Source organism: Terrabacter carboxydivorans (assembly GCF_039532035.1).
Classification (GTDB): domain Bacteria; phylum Actinomycetota; class Actinomycetes; order Actinomycetales; family Dermatophilaceae; genus Terrabacter; species Terrabacter carboxydivorans.
Genome location: NZ_BAAARE010000003.1, coordinates 289,960 through 304,524 on the forward strand (window position 1 = coordinate 289,960; position 14,565 = coordinate 304,524).

Annotated in this window: 15 protein-coding genes; 3 read left to right on the forward strand and 12 right to left on the reverse strand. The window is 73.0% G+C overall.

Annotated features, from left to right (window positions below; genetic code table 11):
• From ABD297_RS05060 to ABD297_RS05070, 3 genes are read right to left on the reverse strand one after another with little or no spacing between them, the layout of a single operon-like run.
• Positions 1-744: a cytochrome c biogenesis CcdA family protein gene (locus tag ABD297_RS05060; protein WP_344253570.1), complete on the reverse strand. Its 744-nt coding sequence runs from the start codon at positions 742-744 to the stop codon at positions 1-3.
• Positions 745-751: 7 nt separating this feature from the next.
• Positions 752-1,366, reverse strand: a complete 615-nt coding sequence (locus ABD297_RS05065; protein WP_344253572.1) for a TlpA family protein disulfide reductase — start codon at positions 1,364-1,366, stop codon at positions 752-754.
• The gene (locus ABD297_RS05070) at positions 1,366-2,034 is read right to left on the reverse strand and encodes a histidine phosphatase family protein (RefSeq protein ID WP_344253573.1); all 669 of its coding nucleotides are present in this window, start codon (positions 2,032-2,034) and stop codon (positions 1,366-1,368) included. Before ABD297_RS05070 ends, ABD297_RS05065 begins: the two co-directional genes overlap by 1 nt.
• 178 nt (positions 2,035-2,212) lie before the next feature.
• On the opposite strand from ABD297_RS05070, the gene ABD297_RS05075 reads away from it, so the two are divergent.
• Positions 2,213-2,830: a LysE family transporter gene (locus tag ABD297_RS05075; protein ID WP_344253575.1), complete on the forward strand. Its 618-nt coding sequence runs from the start codon at positions 2,213-2,215 to the stop codon at positions 2,828-2,830.
• Between the two features lie 13 nt (positions 2,831-2,843).
• Here the strand turns inward: ABD297_RS05075 and ABD297_RS05080 are convergent, their stop codons facing one another.
• From ABD297_RS05080 to ABD297_RS05120, 9 genes are all read right to left on the reverse strand, one after another.
• Positions 2,844-3,464, reverse strand: a complete 621-nt coding sequence (locus ABD297_RS05080; protein ID WP_344253578.1) for a putative quinol monooxygenase — start codon at positions 3,462-3,464, stop codon at positions 2,844-2,846.
• 255 nt (positions 3,465-3,719) lie between these two features.
• Complete coding sequence (gene hemL, locus ABD297_RS05085; protein ID WP_344253579.1) at positions 3,720-5,057, reverse strand: glutamate-1-semialdehyde 2,1-aminomutase; 1,338 nt, start codon at positions 5,055-5,057, stop codon at positions 3,720-3,722.
• Positions 5,058-5,188: 131 nt separating this feature from the next.
• Entirely contained in the window at positions 5,189-5,674 is a 486-nt protein-coding gene (locus ABD297_RS05090) for a MarR family winged helix-turn-helix transcriptional regulator (RefSeq protein WP_344253581.1), read from the reverse strand.
• A gap of 35 nt (positions 5,675-5,709) precedes the next feature.
• The gene (gene hemB, locus ABD297_RS05095) at positions 5,710-6,675 is read right to left on the reverse strand and encodes a porphobilinogen synthase (protein ID WP_344253583.1); all 966 of its coding nucleotides are present in this window, start codon (positions 6,673-6,675) and stop codon (positions 5,710-5,712) included.
• Positions 6,676-6,685: 10 nt separating this feature from the next.
• Entirely contained in the window at positions 6,686-8,335 is a 1,650-nt protein-coding gene (locus tag ABD297_RS05100; protein ID WP_344253585.1) for a bifunctional uroporphyrinogen-III C-methyltransferase/uroporphyrinogen-III synthase, read from the reverse strand.
• Positions 8,332-9,300 carry a hydroxymethylbilane synthase gene (gene hemC / locus ABD297_RS05105; RefSeq protein WP_344253587.1) on the reverse strand — a complete coding sequence of 323 codons (969 nt, stop codon included), beginning with the start codon at positions 9,298-9,300 and terminating at the stop codon, positions 8,332-8,334. Before hemC ends, ABD297_RS05100 begins: the two co-directional genes overlap by 4 nt.
• The gene (hemA, locus tag ABD297_RS05110) at positions 9,297-10,679 is read right to left on the reverse strand and encodes a glutamyl-tRNA reductase (RefSeq protein WP_344253589.1); all 1,383 of its coding nucleotides are present in this window, start codon (positions 10,677-10,679) and stop codon (positions 9,297-9,299) included. The genes hemC and hemA overlap by 4 nt, the downstream gene beginning before the upstream one ends.
• Positions 10,676-11,359 (reverse strand): redox-sensing transcriptional repressor Rex, encoded by a 684-nt coding sequence (locus ABD297_RS05115; protein ID WP_344253591.1) that lies wholly within the window; start codon positions 11,357-11,359, stop codon positions 10,676-10,678. The genes hemA and ABD297_RS05115 overlap by 4 nt, the downstream gene beginning before the upstream one ends.
• Positions 11,360-11,622: 263 nt before the next feature.
• Positions 11,623-11,898, reverse strand: a complete 276-nt coding sequence (locus tag ABD297_RS05120) for a glutaredoxin family protein (protein ID WP_344253593.1) — start codon at positions 11,896-11,898, stop codon at positions 11,623-11,625.
• A 169-nt stretch (positions 11,899-12,067) separates the two neighbouring features.
• Here ABD297_RS05120 and ABD297_RS05125 point away from each other — a divergent pair, with 169 nt between their 5' ends.
• On the forward strand, positions 12,068-12,829 hold the full coding sequence (locus ABD297_RS05125) for an RNA polymerase sigma factor (protein WP_344253595.1): 762 nt from the start codon (positions 12,068-12,070) through the stop codon (positions 12,827-12,829).
• 382 nt (positions 12,830-13,211) lie between these two features.
• Positions 13,212-14,537 (forward strand): DUF5667 domain-containing protein, encoded by a 1,326-nt coding sequence (locus ABD297_RS05130; protein WP_344253597.1) that lies wholly within the window; start codon positions 13,212-13,214, stop codon positions 14,535-14,537.
• Positions 14,538-14,565 lie beyond the last annotated feature (28 nt).

The window sequence follows — 14,565 nt, forward strand, 5'->3', positions numbered from 1 at the left end:
TCAGATCGCCACCTGGAAGCCGTTGACGAGCCGCACCTGGATCCAGACGATGACGTCCTCCCAGACCCCGGTCAGCATGAGCAGCCCCACGACGACGAGGAGCAGGCCACCGACGTTCTGCAGGGCGCGGCGGTGCCGACGCAGCCAGTCGCTGGCCGTGCCCGCACGCTCCCACAGGGCGGCCATGAGCACGAAGGGCAGGCCGAGCCCGATCGAGTAGATGCCGGCGAGGGCCAGGCCCCGGCCGATCGAGCCGGACTCGGCCGAGATCGGCGCGGCCATGGCCTGGATGGCGCCGAGCGTCGGACCCATGCAGGGCGACCAGCCGATCGCGAACGCTGCGCCGAGCAGGGGTGCCCCCGCGAGACCGGCGCGCGGGCGCCAGCTGACCGGGACGGCATACGACCGCCCGACCCCGAGGAAGAGCAGCCCCATGACGAGGACGACGGCGCCACCGATGCGCAGCAGCAGGCTCTGGTGCTCGCGGAACGCGAGCCCGACGGCCGAGACCGCCGCCGCGGCGACGAGGAAGACGACGGTGAAGCCGAGGACGAAGAGCAGGGCGCCGAGCACGAGCCGGCCGCGGGAGCGCTTCTCCAACGAGACGTCGGACAGCCCCGTGACGTAGCCGAGGAACCCGGGCACGAGGGGCAGCACGCACGGTGACGCGAACGAGACGAACCCGGCCACGAGGGCGACGAGCGATGCGGCGAGGAGCGACCCGGACGCGAGCTCGGTGGTCACGGGGAGCTCAGGCCTTCTCGGCAAGGACGTCGTCGACGAGACCGAGGAGCGTCGTCGTGGAGACCGGGCCGGAGACGCGGGCCGCGATGCGGGCCTGGCCGTCGAGGACGAGGGTCGTGGGGGTGGCCGAGGCCTTGCCCTGCAGGGCCAGGATCGGCACGCCGCCGTCGTAGGCGAGCGAGGGGTAGGTGACCTTGTTGGCCCGCTGGAAGGCGAGCCCGGTCTCGGGTCCCTCGAGCTTGTCGAGCCCGATGAACTCGACCTTCTTGCCCTTGGCCTGGATGGTCTCCCACGCCTTCTGCAGGTCGGGGGTCTCCTTGATGCACGGCGGGCACCACGATCCCCAGACGTTGACGACGAGGACGGTGCCGGCGCGGTCGGCGCTGCTCCACGGCTTGCCCTCGAGCGTCGTGCCCTCGAGCTTCACCGGCTCGCCGCGATCGGAGACGGGCAGCTGCTCGATGGAGCCGTCACCGGCCACATAACCCTTGCGGTCGCCCGAACGGGCCTGATCTGCAACGGAGTTCGGGTCCGAGGAGCACGCTGCCGAGAAGGTCACGAGGCCACCGGCCATGGCGACGGCGGCCCACCGCAGTGCGGTGCGTCGGTCGAGGTGGTCCATCAGGCGCCCACGCTCCTGCTCGCCGTGGCGAGCAGCTCCGCAGCCGGCTCGGAGTAGGTGATCGAGGCGAGCTCGTCGCCGTGGTAGGTCAGCGAGGTCAGCGACGCCAGCGTGCACTGACGCTTGCGCGGGTCGTGCCACAGGCGGCGCCCCTCGAGCTTGTTGCGCACGGTCCAGACGGGCAGCTGGTGGCTCACCACGACGGCCTCGTGGCCGCGGGCGGCGTCACGCGCGTCGGCGACGGCCGCGAGCATGCGCGCGGCGATGTCCTCGTAGGGCTCGCCCCAGGACGGCTTGGTGATATCGGTGAACAGGTGCCAGTTGCGCGGGTGGAGCAGGTCGCCGAGGCCGACGCTGCGTCCCTCGAACTGGTTCTCCGACTCGATGACGCGCACGTCGGTGGTGATCTGCACGTCGTGGTCGGCGGCGATGGGGGCGGCCGTCTCCTGAGCCCGCTCCAGCGGCGAGGCGACGATGTGGGTGATGTCGTTGGTCTCGAGGTGGGCCGCGACGAGACGGGCCATCTCGCGGCCGAGCTCGGAGAGGTGGTAGCCGTCGAGACGGCCGTAGAGCACGCCCTCGGGGTTGTGGACCTCACCGTGTCGCATCAGGTGCACGACCGTGAGGTCGCCGACTCCCGCCGCCGGCCCGCTCGTGCTTTCACCCATGCTCGACAGTCTCTCAAACGTCGTGCTCAGGACCGAATCCGCCTCCGAGCCTGTGCACCCCCTGTGACCTGCCCGGACGTGCGGGCCATGCGCGGACGTGCGCGGACGTGCGCGGACGGCGCGGGTCTCCGTGGGACGCACCGCGGCGACCCCCGCCTCCCGACCTACACTCCGAGGCGTGTCGTGGTCACTCTGGCTGACGCTCGTCGCGGCGGCCACCCTCATCTCCCTCACCCCGGGTGCCGGGGCCGTCAACACGATGGCCAACTCGCTCGGGTCCGGATGGTCCCGCTCGATCTGGGGCATCCTCGGCCAGCAGGTGGCGTTGCTCACCCACCTGGCCGTCGTCGCCGCCGGGGTCGGCGTGCTCGTGGCCGGCTCCCCCGTGCTCTTCAACGTCATCCGCTACGCCGGCGCCGCCTACCTCGTCTACCTCGGCGTGCGGCAGTTCCGGTCACGGGCCGAGGCGACACGTCTCGGCGAGGCGCCGCCCGAGCCCGCGGGCTCGATGTTCCGACGTGGCCTGCTCGTCAACCTCACCAACCCCAAGGCCGTCGTCTTCTTCCTCGCCTTCACCCCGCAGTTCGTCCGACCGGACCGGCCGCTGCTGCCGCAGTACGCCGTGCTCGCCGCGACGATCGTCACCATCGACGTCGTCGTCATGTGGTTCTTCTTCGCCGCGGCGGCACGCGGGCTCGGGCGGCTGACCCAGCGAGAGTCGGGCCAGCGCACCCTGAACCGCGTCTTCGGCAGCCTCTTCGTCGGCGTCGGGGTACTCCTCGCCGCCGTCCACTAGGACCGCGGCGGGCTCAGACGAGCTCGGGCACGTCGAGGTGCGCGATGGCGAGGGAGAACTCGCCGATCTCGGTGACCTTGATGCCGGTCTGCTGCACGAGGTCGGCACGCAACCCCATCGCGGCGTTCCGGGCCGACATCATCGCCTCTGGTGAGTCGTACGTCGCGGTGAGGCAGGACCTGCCACCCGAGCGGTCCACGAAAAGGCTTGCGCTGCAGAAGCCCTCGAGCTGCTCGACCTTCGGCATGATCCCCATCCGGAAGGCGTCGACCATGTTGTCGATGTTCGCCGGCTCGACCTCGGTCCACGTGACCCGGGCGCAGCAGCCGTCGGCGACCCGGTGGTCGCGGTGCAGGTAGGCGATCTCCCACTCGTCGACCGTCGCGGTCCCGCCGAGCAGCGCTGCGGCCTGCTCACGCATCGCGGTGACGCTGTCGGCGGTCGCCCGCATGGCGTCCTCGTCCCGCCAGGCCGTCGTGACGATGCACCGGCCGGTGACGCGGTCGGCGACCATCGACAGGCCCACGCAGCCGTCCATCGCCCTGACCTGCGGCATCACCACGTCCTGCACGTGGGCGATGCCGGTCTCGATCATGCCGGGACGGCCCATGACCGTCGTGGAGCGTGCGTGCACGACCCCACCTCCTTCGGTCGGGGCGGCACCACGACGGCGCCGCCGTCACCGACCAGCGTCCTCCACCCGGGGCGGGCGCACAATGCCGCGGGCACCCGAGCCCGTCCACCCGATCGGGTATGCCGTGTCGCCGCCTCCCGGACGCCCGGTTCGAGGTGGTCGCGGTCGGCTCCCGGGCAGCGCGACCACCCCGAACGGACGGGCAGTGCCCGGTCGGGGTGACGCGCGGCCGGGCGGTTGCCCAGTCGGGGTTGCTCAGTCGGGCGTGGCCGCGGCGCGGGCCGCGGCGGGCAGCGCCGCGAGCACGTGGTCGACGGCCTCGTCGTCGTGCGAGGCCGAGACGAACCACGACTCGAACGCGCTCGGCGGCAGGTGGACTCCCTGGCTCAGCATCGAGTGGAAGAACCGGCGGAAGGCGCCGGTGTCCTGGTCCTTGGCGTCGTCGTAGCTCGTGACGGCACCGTCCCTGAAGAAGACCGAGAACATCGACCCGGCCCACTGGATCGTGTGCGGCGCCGAGGCCGCGCTCAGCTCGCCGGCCACGCCGTCGGCGATGGCGCGGGACACGACCTCGAGCCGCTCGTAGACGGCGGGTGTGCAGCCCTGGAGGGTCGCGAGCCCGGCGGCCGAGGCGACGGGGTTACCGGACAGGGTGCCTGCCTGGTAGACGGGTCCCTGGGGCGCGAGCAGGGCCATGACGTCGGCGCGGCCACCGAAGGCAGCGGTCGGGAAACCGCCACCCATGACCTTGCCGAAGGTGAAGAGGTCGGGGGCGCCCGCGGTATACGGCCCCTCGAGGCCGTAGAAGCCCGACGCGCTGCAGCGGAACCCGGTCATCACCTCGTCGGAGACGAGCAGGGCGCCGTGCGCCTTGGTGATCCGCAGCAGGCCCTCGGTGAAGCCGGGCGCCGGCGGCACGACGCCCATGTTGCCGGCGGCGGCCTCGGTGATGACGGCGGCGATCTCGTGACCGCGCTCGGCGAACGCGGCCTCGAGGGCCGGGAGGTCGTTGTAGGGCAGCACGATCGTCTCGCCGGCGCTCGAGCGCGGAACGCCGGCCGAGTCGGGCAGGGCGAAGGTCGCGACACCCGAGCCGGCCGAGGCGAGCAGCGCGTCGACGTGCCCGTGGTAGCACCCGGCGAACTTCACGATGACGTCGCGTCCGGTGAACCCCCGCGCCAGGCGGATGGCCGACATCGTCGCCTCGGTGCCGGAGTTGACGAGGCGCACCTGCTCGACCGGCTCGACCCGGGAGACGATCTCCTCGGCGAGACGCACCTCGTTCTCGCTCGGGGTGCCGAACGAGAAGCCATGCGCCGCAGCCTCGGTCACGGCCGCGAGCACGTCCGGATGCGCGTGCCCGAGGATCATCGGGCCCCACGAGCAGATGAGATCGACGTAGCGCTTGCCGTCGGCGTCGGTGAGCCACGGCCCCGACCCGCTGGCCATGAAGCGCGGGGTGCCGCCGACGGCACGGAAAGCGCGCACCGGGGAGTTCACGCCCCCGGGGATCACCTGGGCGGCGCGCGCGAGGAGCGCTGCGGACGCCGGGGCGTCGGAGGCGGTCTGGACGGGAGGCGGCTGCGAGCTCATGGGCACCATTGTCGCTGCCCGCGGCGACCCGCCCGACGCCACCCCGTGCAGTTGCCGTCACCGACGCGCGACACCGCCGCACGTCGGGGCCGCAACCACACGGCATACGCCATCGGTCGGAGGGGAGCTGCTCAGCGGCCGCTGGCGCTCGTGGGGTCGAGGTGGTCGCGCACGATGGCCATGGCGTCGCCGATGGCCCGGAACTGGTCCGGCGTCATGATGTCGACGAGGTTGTCGCGCACGCTCCCGACGTGGACGCGCGAGATGTCGCGCACGGCCGCGAGGCCGCCCGAGGTCAGCACCAGCTCGACGCCGCGCTTGTCGTCGGCGCACTGCTCGCGGGTGACCCAGCCGCGGTCCTCGAGGCGCTTGGCCGTGTGCGTCAGCCGGCTGCGCGACTGCACGACCATGGCCGCCAGCTCGCTCATCCGCAGCCGGTGGTTCTCGCTCTCGGAGAGCATCGAGATGATCTCGTACTCACTCAGCTGCAGCCCGGCGTCGCCGAGGGCGTCGTCGAGCGCGCGCTCGAGCAGCCTCGTGCCGCGCAGCACGGCCCGCCACGACGCCTGTTCGCCGTCACTGAGCCACCGCACGCCGTCGTCCCCTGTACCTGACATGTCAACCTCCTGCGATTGCACAGATGGTAGTTCCGTCAGGCGGTCCAGTCCGCCACGTCGAGCGCGAAGTACGTCAGCACGACGTGCGCGCCGGCCCGTCGGATCGAGGTCAGTGACTCGAGCGCAGTGGCTCGCAGGTCGATCCAGCCGTTCGCGGCGGCCGCGTGGATCATGGAGTACTCCCCCGAGACCTGGTAGGCCGCGACCGGGACCGACGAGCGCTCTGCCGCCGCGGCGACGACGTCGAGGTAGGACATGGCGGGCTTGACCATGACCATGTCGGCGCCCTCGGCGATGTCGAGGTCGATCTCGCGGAGCGACTCGACGATGTTGGCGGGGTTCTGCTGGTAGGTGCGGCGGTCGCCCTGAAGGCTCGACTGCACGGCCTCGCGGAACGGGCCGAAGAAGGCGGAGGCGTACTTCGCGGAGTAGGCGAGGATGACGGTGTCGGTCAGGCCCTCGGCGTCGAGCGCCTCGCGGATGACGGCGACCTGGCCGTCCATCATCCCGGAGGGGGCGACGACGTGGGCGCCGGCGCGGGCCTGCGCGACGGCCATCCGGGCGTAGAGCTCGTTGGTCGCGTCGTTGTCGACGCGGCCCTGCTCGTCGAGCACGCCGCAGTGGCCGTGGTCGGTGAACTCGTCGAGGCACGTGTCGGCCATGACGACGAGGTCGTCGCCGACCGCGTCGCGCACCGCCCGCAGCGCGACGTTGAGTATGCCGTCCGCGTCGATCGCGCCCGTGCCCGTCGCGTCCTTGTGCTGGGGCACGCCGAAGAGCATGATCCCGCCGAGGCCGGCAGCGACGCAGCGCCTCGCGACGTCGACGACGCTCTCGAGCGTGTGCTGCTCGACGCCCGGCATGCTCTCGATCGGTCGCGGCTCGGAGATCCCCTCGGCGACGAAGACCGGCAGCACGAGGTCACGCGGGTGCAGCCGGGTCTCGGCGACGAGGGACCGGAGGACGGGGTTCTGCCTGAGGCGGCGGGGACGCTCGATCATCGGGACCTCCTCAGCGGGCACGGCGACGCGAGGCGGGGCGCTTGTCGCTGGGGCGCTGCACGGGCTGGCCCGCCTCCGCCGCGGCGACGGCGAGACCGACGCCGTGACCGGCGAGCGCGTCGACGAGGCTGAGGGCCGAGGCCTCCGGTGCCAGGACGTCGACCCGCAGGCCGTGCTCCTGCGCGGTCTTGGCCGTGGCCGGACCGATGCACGCGACGACCGTTGCGGCGTGGGGCTTTCCGGCGATGCCGACGAGGTTGCGCACCGTCGAGCTCGACGTGAAGAGCACCGCGTCGTAGTCGCCGCCCTTGATGGCGTCACGGATGTGCGCGGCCGGCGGGGCAGCACGCACGGTGCGGTAGGCGGTGACGTCATCGACCTCCCAGCCCATGTCGCGCAGACCCGCGACGAGCGTCTCGGTGGCGATGTCGGCGCGCGGGAGCAGCACCCGGTTGATGGGGTCCAGCACCTCGTCGAACTCGGGCCAGGACTCGAGGAGCCCGGCGGCGGACTGCTCGTCGGCGGGCACGAGGTCGGGGTTGATGCCCCACTCGCGCAGGGCGGCCGCGGTGACGCCACCGACGGCGGCGACCTTGAGGCCGGCGAAGGCCCGGGCATCGAGACCGAACTCCTCGAAGCGCTCGCGCACGGCACGCACGGCGTTGACCGACGTGAAGCCGATCCACTCGTAGCGACCGGTGACGAGGCCCTTGACGGCCTTCTCCATCTGCTGCGGCGTGCGCGGCGGCTCGACCGAGATCGTCGGCACGACGTCGGCCGTGGCGCCGTAGCCGGCGAGTCGCTCGACCATGGAGCCGGCCTGGGCCTGGGTGCGCGGCACGAGGACCTTCCAGCCGAAGAGCGGCTTGGACTCGAACCACGAGAACTCGTCGCGCAGCGCGACGTTGGGCGAGACGACGGCGAGCGAGACCTCGAGGGGCTCCTTGCCGGCGAAGACCGACTCGGCCTCGCCCAGGGTCGTGGCGACGGACGACTGGCGCACCGTCGTGCCGTGGGCGGTCAGCGCGACGAGCGAGTCGGCGGGACGCCCGGCGGACCGGAGCGCCGCGAGGGCGGCGCGGATGCCGTCGGTGCCACCGAGGAGCACGAGGGTGTCGGTGTCGGCGCCGTAGGCCGACCAGTCCACACCCGAGCGGTCGACACCGACGACGTGGACGGCGGCGGTGGACCTCGACGTCAGGGGCACACCGGCATACGTCGGCCCGGCGGTCAGGGCGGAGACGCCCGGGACCACGTCGTAGGTGATGCCGGCCTTGCGGCAGGCGCGCACCTCCTCGACGAGGCCGTTGAAGGTCGCGGGGTCGCCGTCCATGAGGCGCACGACGAGACCGCCCGGCGCCACGGACCTGGCCGCCTTGACGACGAGCTTGGCCCGGACGGCGTGCGTGAGCTCCTGGCCCTGCTCGCCGTGGCCGGCGTCGATGATCTCGACGTCGGGACGGGTGTGCTCGAGCACGACGTCGTCGCGGGCGATGCGGTCGAGCACCACGACGTCGGCGGACGCGAGCAGGTCACGACCGCGCAGCGTCATCAGGCCGGGGTCGCCCGGGCCGGAGCCGACGAAGGCGACCCTCGCCGGCGTCGTGGCGTGGGTGGGAGTCGAGTCCGTCTGCTCTGACGGCTGGCGGGAAGGAGTCACGAAACTTGCTCCGGTTGGTGTGGGGCGTGGTCTGGGACAGGTCCAGCTGACGTGGCGACCTGGAGGTCGGCGGCGCCGTCCTCCAGCAGGATCCGGGCGAGGCGGGAGCCGAGGCGCTCCGGCTCGTCGTAGGGCCCGACGAGTGAGCGGCGCAGCTCGACCGAGCCGTCCTCGCTGCCGGCGAAGGCGCGCAGCGACAGCTCGAGGCCGTCGTCACCCTCGACGACCTCGGCGAGCGCGCCGACGGGGGCGGTGCACCCGGCCTCGAGCGTCGCGAGCAGCGAGCGCTCGGCGACGACGCAGGCACGGGTGTCGGGGTCGTCGAGCACCGAGACCGCGGCGACGACGTCGTCGCGGTCGGAACGGCACTCGACCGCCAGCGCTCCCTGGCCGGGGGCCGGCAGCAGCTGGATGGGGTCGATGACCTCGGTGACCTCGCCCAGCCGACCGAGGCGGGCCAGTCCGGCCCGAGCCAGGACGACGGCGTCGAGCGCCCCGGAGGTGACGAATCCGATTCTCGTGTCGACGTTGCCGCGGATCGGCCGGATCTCGACGCCCAGGCCGAGAGCAGCGATCTGGGCGGTCCGACGCGGCGACCCCGTGCCGACGACCGACCCGGTGGGCAGCTCGCCGAGGGTCAGGCCGTCGCGCGCCACGAGCACGTCACGACTGTCCTCGCGCACCGGGACGGCGGCGATGACGAGCCCCGGCTCGGGTGCGGTGGGTAGGTCCTTGAGGGAGTGGACGGCCACGTCGATGCGACCGTCGAGCAGTGCGCGGCGGATGGCCGCGGCGAAGACGCCGGTGCCACCGATCGCGGTGAGCAGCTCGCCCGACACGTCGCCCTCGGTCGTGATCTCGACGATCTCGACCTCGTGGCCGGCCTCACGCAGCCGGTCGGCCACCCAGCCGGACTGGGTGGTGGCGAGGGCGGAGCGGCGCGTGCCCAGACGCAGGGTCGTCATGGCTGCACCCGCTTCGGCGGGGTCGACACGTTGGCGACGTCCTTGGGCTCGAGGTCGAAGAGCTCGCGTAGAGCTGCGGCGTAGTCGTCGCCGCTGCCCTCCATCGCGAACTCCTTGACGCGCATGGTCGGGGTGTGGAGCAGCTTCTCGACGATGCGGTGCACGGCGAGCGCGACCTCGGCCCGCGTCGTCTCGTCCAGGCCGGGCAGGCGCTGGTCGAGGCGGTCCATCTCCGTCGCGACGAGGTCCGCGGCACGGGCCCGCAGGGCGGCGACGGTGGGCGCCACGGACTTCTCCATGCGCCGCGTCAGGTAGTCGGCGACCTCGCCGGTGACGAGCTCGCGCACGCGCACCACCTGGGTGGTGTCGGCGCGGCCCTCGAGGAGCAGCCCCAGTGCCTGGAGGTCGACGAGCGTCACGCCGGGCACCTCGTGGGTCCAGGTGGCGACGGGCTCGACGTCACGCGGGAGCGCGAGGTCGACGACGAACTGCGGGCGCCCCTCGCGTCGTGCGGCGCTCTCGGCGAGCATCTGGGAGGTGATGACGTGTCCGACCGCGCCGGTGCAGGTGATGACGAGGTCGCTCTCGGCGAGCACGTCGGGCAGCTCGGCCCAGGCGCGGGCCACGCCCGACGTCGCGGTGGCGAGCCGCTCGGCGCGCTCGGGGGTGCGGTTGACGATGGCCAGCGACCCGACGCCCTGACGGTGCGCGGTCGCTGCTGCCAGGCCGCTCATGCCGCCCGCACCGACGACGGCCGTGACGACGCGGTCGAGCGGACCGAGCACCGACTCGGCCTCTTCGAGGGCGATCTGCACCAGCGAGACGCTGTGCTGGTCGATGTCGGTCTCGGAGTGTGCACGCTTGCCGACGCGAAGGGCCCCCTGGAAGAGCGCGTTGAGCGACTCCCCCACCTGCCCACGGCCCTGCGCCCCGGCGAGCGAGTCACGCATCTGCCCGAGGATCTGGGCCTCACCGACGGCCATCGAGTCGAGGCCGCAGGCGACCGTGAAGGCATGTGCGACGGCCGCGTCGTCGTAGCGGACGTAGAGGTGGTCGGCGAGCGCCTCGGCGCGCGCGGCGAGGGCGTCGGCCGGGTCACCCGGAGGCAGCTCCGGCAGCGGGCGCGCCTCCTCGGGCTCCTCGATGCCGGCGGCCAGCGCGAGGGCCTCACCGATGGCCGCGACCGCGGGGTGGAAGGCCGGCACCGAGGCGTAGACCTCGAGCCGGTTGCACGTGGAGAGCACGACGGCCTCGGTGGCCGTGGCCGAGCCGAGGACCGATGCCGCGATGGCCTCGGCGCGGTCGGGACGCTCGGAGAGGGCCTCGAGCACCGACAGCGGCGCGGTGTGGTGGGACAGCCCGATGACGAGGAGGCTCACTGCGCCACCACCGCCGACCGGAGGTCGCCAGCGGCCAGCGACTTGCGCTGGGCGTGGAAGGCGAGGATCTGCAGCTCGGTGGAGAGGTCGACGCGGCGCACGTCCACCCCGCTGGGCACCGACAGCACGGCGGGCGCGAAGTTGAGGATCGAGCTGATGCCGGCGCCGACGAGGGCGTCACAGACGGCCTGGGCGGCCGGCGCGGGCGTCGCGATGACGCCGATGGCGATCGGGTCGACGGCGTGGTGGACGTGGAGCTCGGCCAGCGGGCGGATGCGCACGCCGACGACGTGCTCGTCGACGAGGGCCGGGTCGTCGTCGTAGAGGCCGACGATGCGGAAGCCCTTGGTGACGAAGCCGGAGTAGGAGGCGAGCGCGTGCCCGAGGTTGCCCATCCCGACGATGGCGACCGGCCAGTCCTCGGTCAGCCCGAGCGCTCGGGAGATCTCCAGCGCGAGCGTCTCGACGTCGTAGCCGACCCCTCGGACGCCGTAGGAGCCGAGGTGGCTGAGGTCCTTGCGCAGCTGCGCGGAGCGCACTCCGACCTCGGCCGCGAGCTCCTCGGACGAGACCGACAGGACGCCGTCCTCAGCGAGGCGCGAGAGCGTTCGGAGGTACTCGGGGAGCCGCGCGACGGTTGCGTCGGGGATCTCGCGACGCAGTGCAGGGTCGGCGGACACTCTTGCTCACCGGCTCCTCTCAAACGAGGGCTTTTCCCGAACGCGGAGCACGTGGGGACCCGTTCAGGCTAGACGTTTGTGAACCCATGCACAAAGTTGACTTCCCGGGCCTACCACGGCATGGGACGCCCCCTCGAGGCAGGTCTCCCCAACGCTCGACCCGCGGCTCCCCGCGCGGCTACCTGCGCGGCTCCCCGCACGGCTCCCGCCGCGACTCCCCGCACGGGTCAACACAGGACTCATCACAGGCCTCCCCACTCGCCTCAGCCCAGAGCAGCGCGGAGCCGGGCCTCGTCGACCCGCCAGAAGTCGTGGCGCCGCCCGTCGACGAACGTCACGGGGATCTGCTCGGCGTAGCGCCGCAGCAGCTCGGGGTCGTCGTCGACGGACTGCTCCTGCCAGGCCACCCCCAGCTCGCCCGTCACCCGCTCGACGACGGCGCGGGCCTCGTCGCACAGGTGGCAGCCTGCCCGACCGAGCAGGACCACACGAGGTGCCACCGAGGTCGCAGGATCCGCTGGGAACTGGTCGCCGTCCATGCCTCCCACTGTAGGCACGCACGCTCGGAGGAGGCGTGCCGTGCCGCACAAAACCTCGTCGGACTCCCGCGCGGTGGCGCATTCCGACAGACTGTCCACGATGCGCGCGAACAGGACGCCGGCCCGCCGGCACCGACCTGTCACCGCGTCGGGAAGGAACCCGACGCGAGTGCCGCTCGCTCCTGCCCTCACCCCCGCCCTGGCCCCTGCCCTCGTCCCGTCCCTCACGGCCGGGCCGGCACTGCCGACGTGGAGGTCCGCCCTCGACGCGATCTGGGCGGCCCTCGCCGGCGAGGGCGCCGACGGCGGCGGCCTGACCCGCGTCACCCCGGGCGCCCCGGGCTCGGCGGGTCCCCGGCGCCACGTCGAGCGCGACGCCGACGAGCAGGCCCGGATCGCGGCCCTCGTCGAGCTGGCGCAGGGCGGCGACAAGGAGGCCTTCGCCCAGCTCTACGACATCTACGTCGACACCGTCTTCCGCTATGTCCTCGTGCGGGTCGCCAACCGGGCCCTGGCCGAGGACCTGACCTCCGAGACCTTCCTGCGCGCGATGCGCCGCATCGACTCGTTCACCTGGCAGGGCAAGGACATCGCGGCCTGGTTCGTCACGATCGCGCGCAACCTCATCGCCGACCACGTGAAGTCGGCGAAGTTCCGTTTCGAGGTCGCCACCGCCGACATGCGTGATGCCGACGAGCGGGTCGACGCGCCCGACACCGAGGTCCTGACCCGGCTGCGCGACGAGCGGCTCGTCGCGGCGATCCGCGGCCTGGGGGCCGACCAGGCCGAGTGCATCACGCTGCGCTTCCTGCAGGGCCTCAGCCTCGCCGACACCGCGAAGGTGCTCGGCAAGTCGGAGGGCGCGGTCAAGCAGCTGCAGCTCCGGGCGACCCGCGGGCTGCGCAAGGCTCTGGACGGAGTCGAGCTGTGACCCGCGTAACTCATCTGCCCAGTGCGTCGTTCTCACGTCGTAGGGACGGCGCGTGTGGGCCCGCCCCGACGCTCGGGGCGCCGACCGGTGTCACCGTGGACAGCGTGAACGCAGGTGTCGGTGTGGCAGCGACGACGGTGCTCCGGCCCCTGCGGAACGACCCGCACCACCCACCCCTCGCCGTAGACCGTGCCGAGAGAGACACCGCCTCTCGTGCCGTATGCCGTGACGTGACGCGCCCGCAGGCGCCGCCGGGTCCGGTGGGGGCGCCCTTCCCGCCCTGACGGCGAGCGCACCCCAGCACGACACCAGCACGAACCGGGACGACACCGGCACGACCGACCACCCACCCACGACGGACGCGACAGACGAAGGAGGCGAGATGGATCTCGGTGCGAGCGCCGACGGCGAGCTGCTCCAACGCGCCCTCGACGGCGAGACCGTCTCCGAGCCGGGCATCCTCGAGCTCGTTGCCGTGCTCCATGCCGTCCAGGCCGTCGACCAGGCGGGGCTGGCCCCGCGCGCCGAGTTCGTCTCCGAGCTGCGGGCCCGGCTGCTCGACGACGACGCCGGGTCCTCCGCACCGGTCGTCCCCCTCCTGCCCCTCTCCCCCGGCGACGCCGACCACGCCGGCCCGGTCGCCGGCGGCACCACGCCCACCTCGGCACCCTCTGCACCCTCAGCGCCCGGGTCTCCCTCGTCCTCCCCGACGACCGACGGGGGCACCGTGTCGGTGCTGCGCTTCGCCGCGCGCCCCCTCAAGCTCGTCGCCGCGGCAGCCGCCAGCATCCTCGTCATCGGTGGGGCGCTCGGGTTCGCGTCTCGCTCCGCCGTGCCGGGCGACGCCCTCTACGGCGTCAAGCAGCTGCTCGATCGTGCCGCGATCCAGCTCGCCGGTTCGCGCTACGACGAGGGCCTGACCTATCTCGCGCAGGCGCAGGAGCACATCGGCGAGGCACGCGACCTGCTCGACGGCGGGTCCCCGGCCCCCCACGACCTCGACACGGCATACGACTCGGCGACCGACGCGACGGGCCGGGCACAGACGATCCTCATGGAGGTCTACCGGACCGAGGGCCGCACCGACGCGCTGACCGAGCTGTCCGACTTCTACACCCGGGCGATCCCGCAGGTCGACGCGATGCGGCCGCAGGTGCCGGCGGCGTCGCTGCCGGCGTGGCAGCGCCTGCGCGACCTGCTCGGGGCGGGCGAGGTGGCGACCTTGCGAGGTCTCGCCGACTGCAGCGCCTGCGGCGACCGGGCGGTCGCCGCCAGACAGTTGCTCGCGCGCCTCACCGCGGCTGCGAGCCCCAGCATCCCGGGTAGCGGCACGTCCGCCCCGGGCACGCTGCCGTCCGGCGGCGCCACGGCCTCGAGCCCGGCCCCGTCGGCTCCGCGGCCCCCCGGCGCCACCGGTGCGGGCGGCCTGCCGCTGCCCGGCGTCAAGGTGACGGGTGGGGTCACGCTGCCGGGTGGCACGGTCAACCTGCCGAGCGTCGGGCTCACGAGCACCGCGGTCGGTGTCGGCGGCGGCGGCGTCACGCTGCCCGGCGCGTCGGTCAGCCTCCCGGGCGTCGGCGTCACCTCCTCGACCCTGGGTGTCGGAGGCGGCGGGATCACGCTGCCGAGCGCGACGGTCCCGCTGCCGTCGGTGACCCTCGGCCTCCCCACCGTGCCGACGCTCGCGCCGTCCAAGCTGCTGCCCTGAGCGTCGCCCCCGCGTCGTTGCCCCGCCG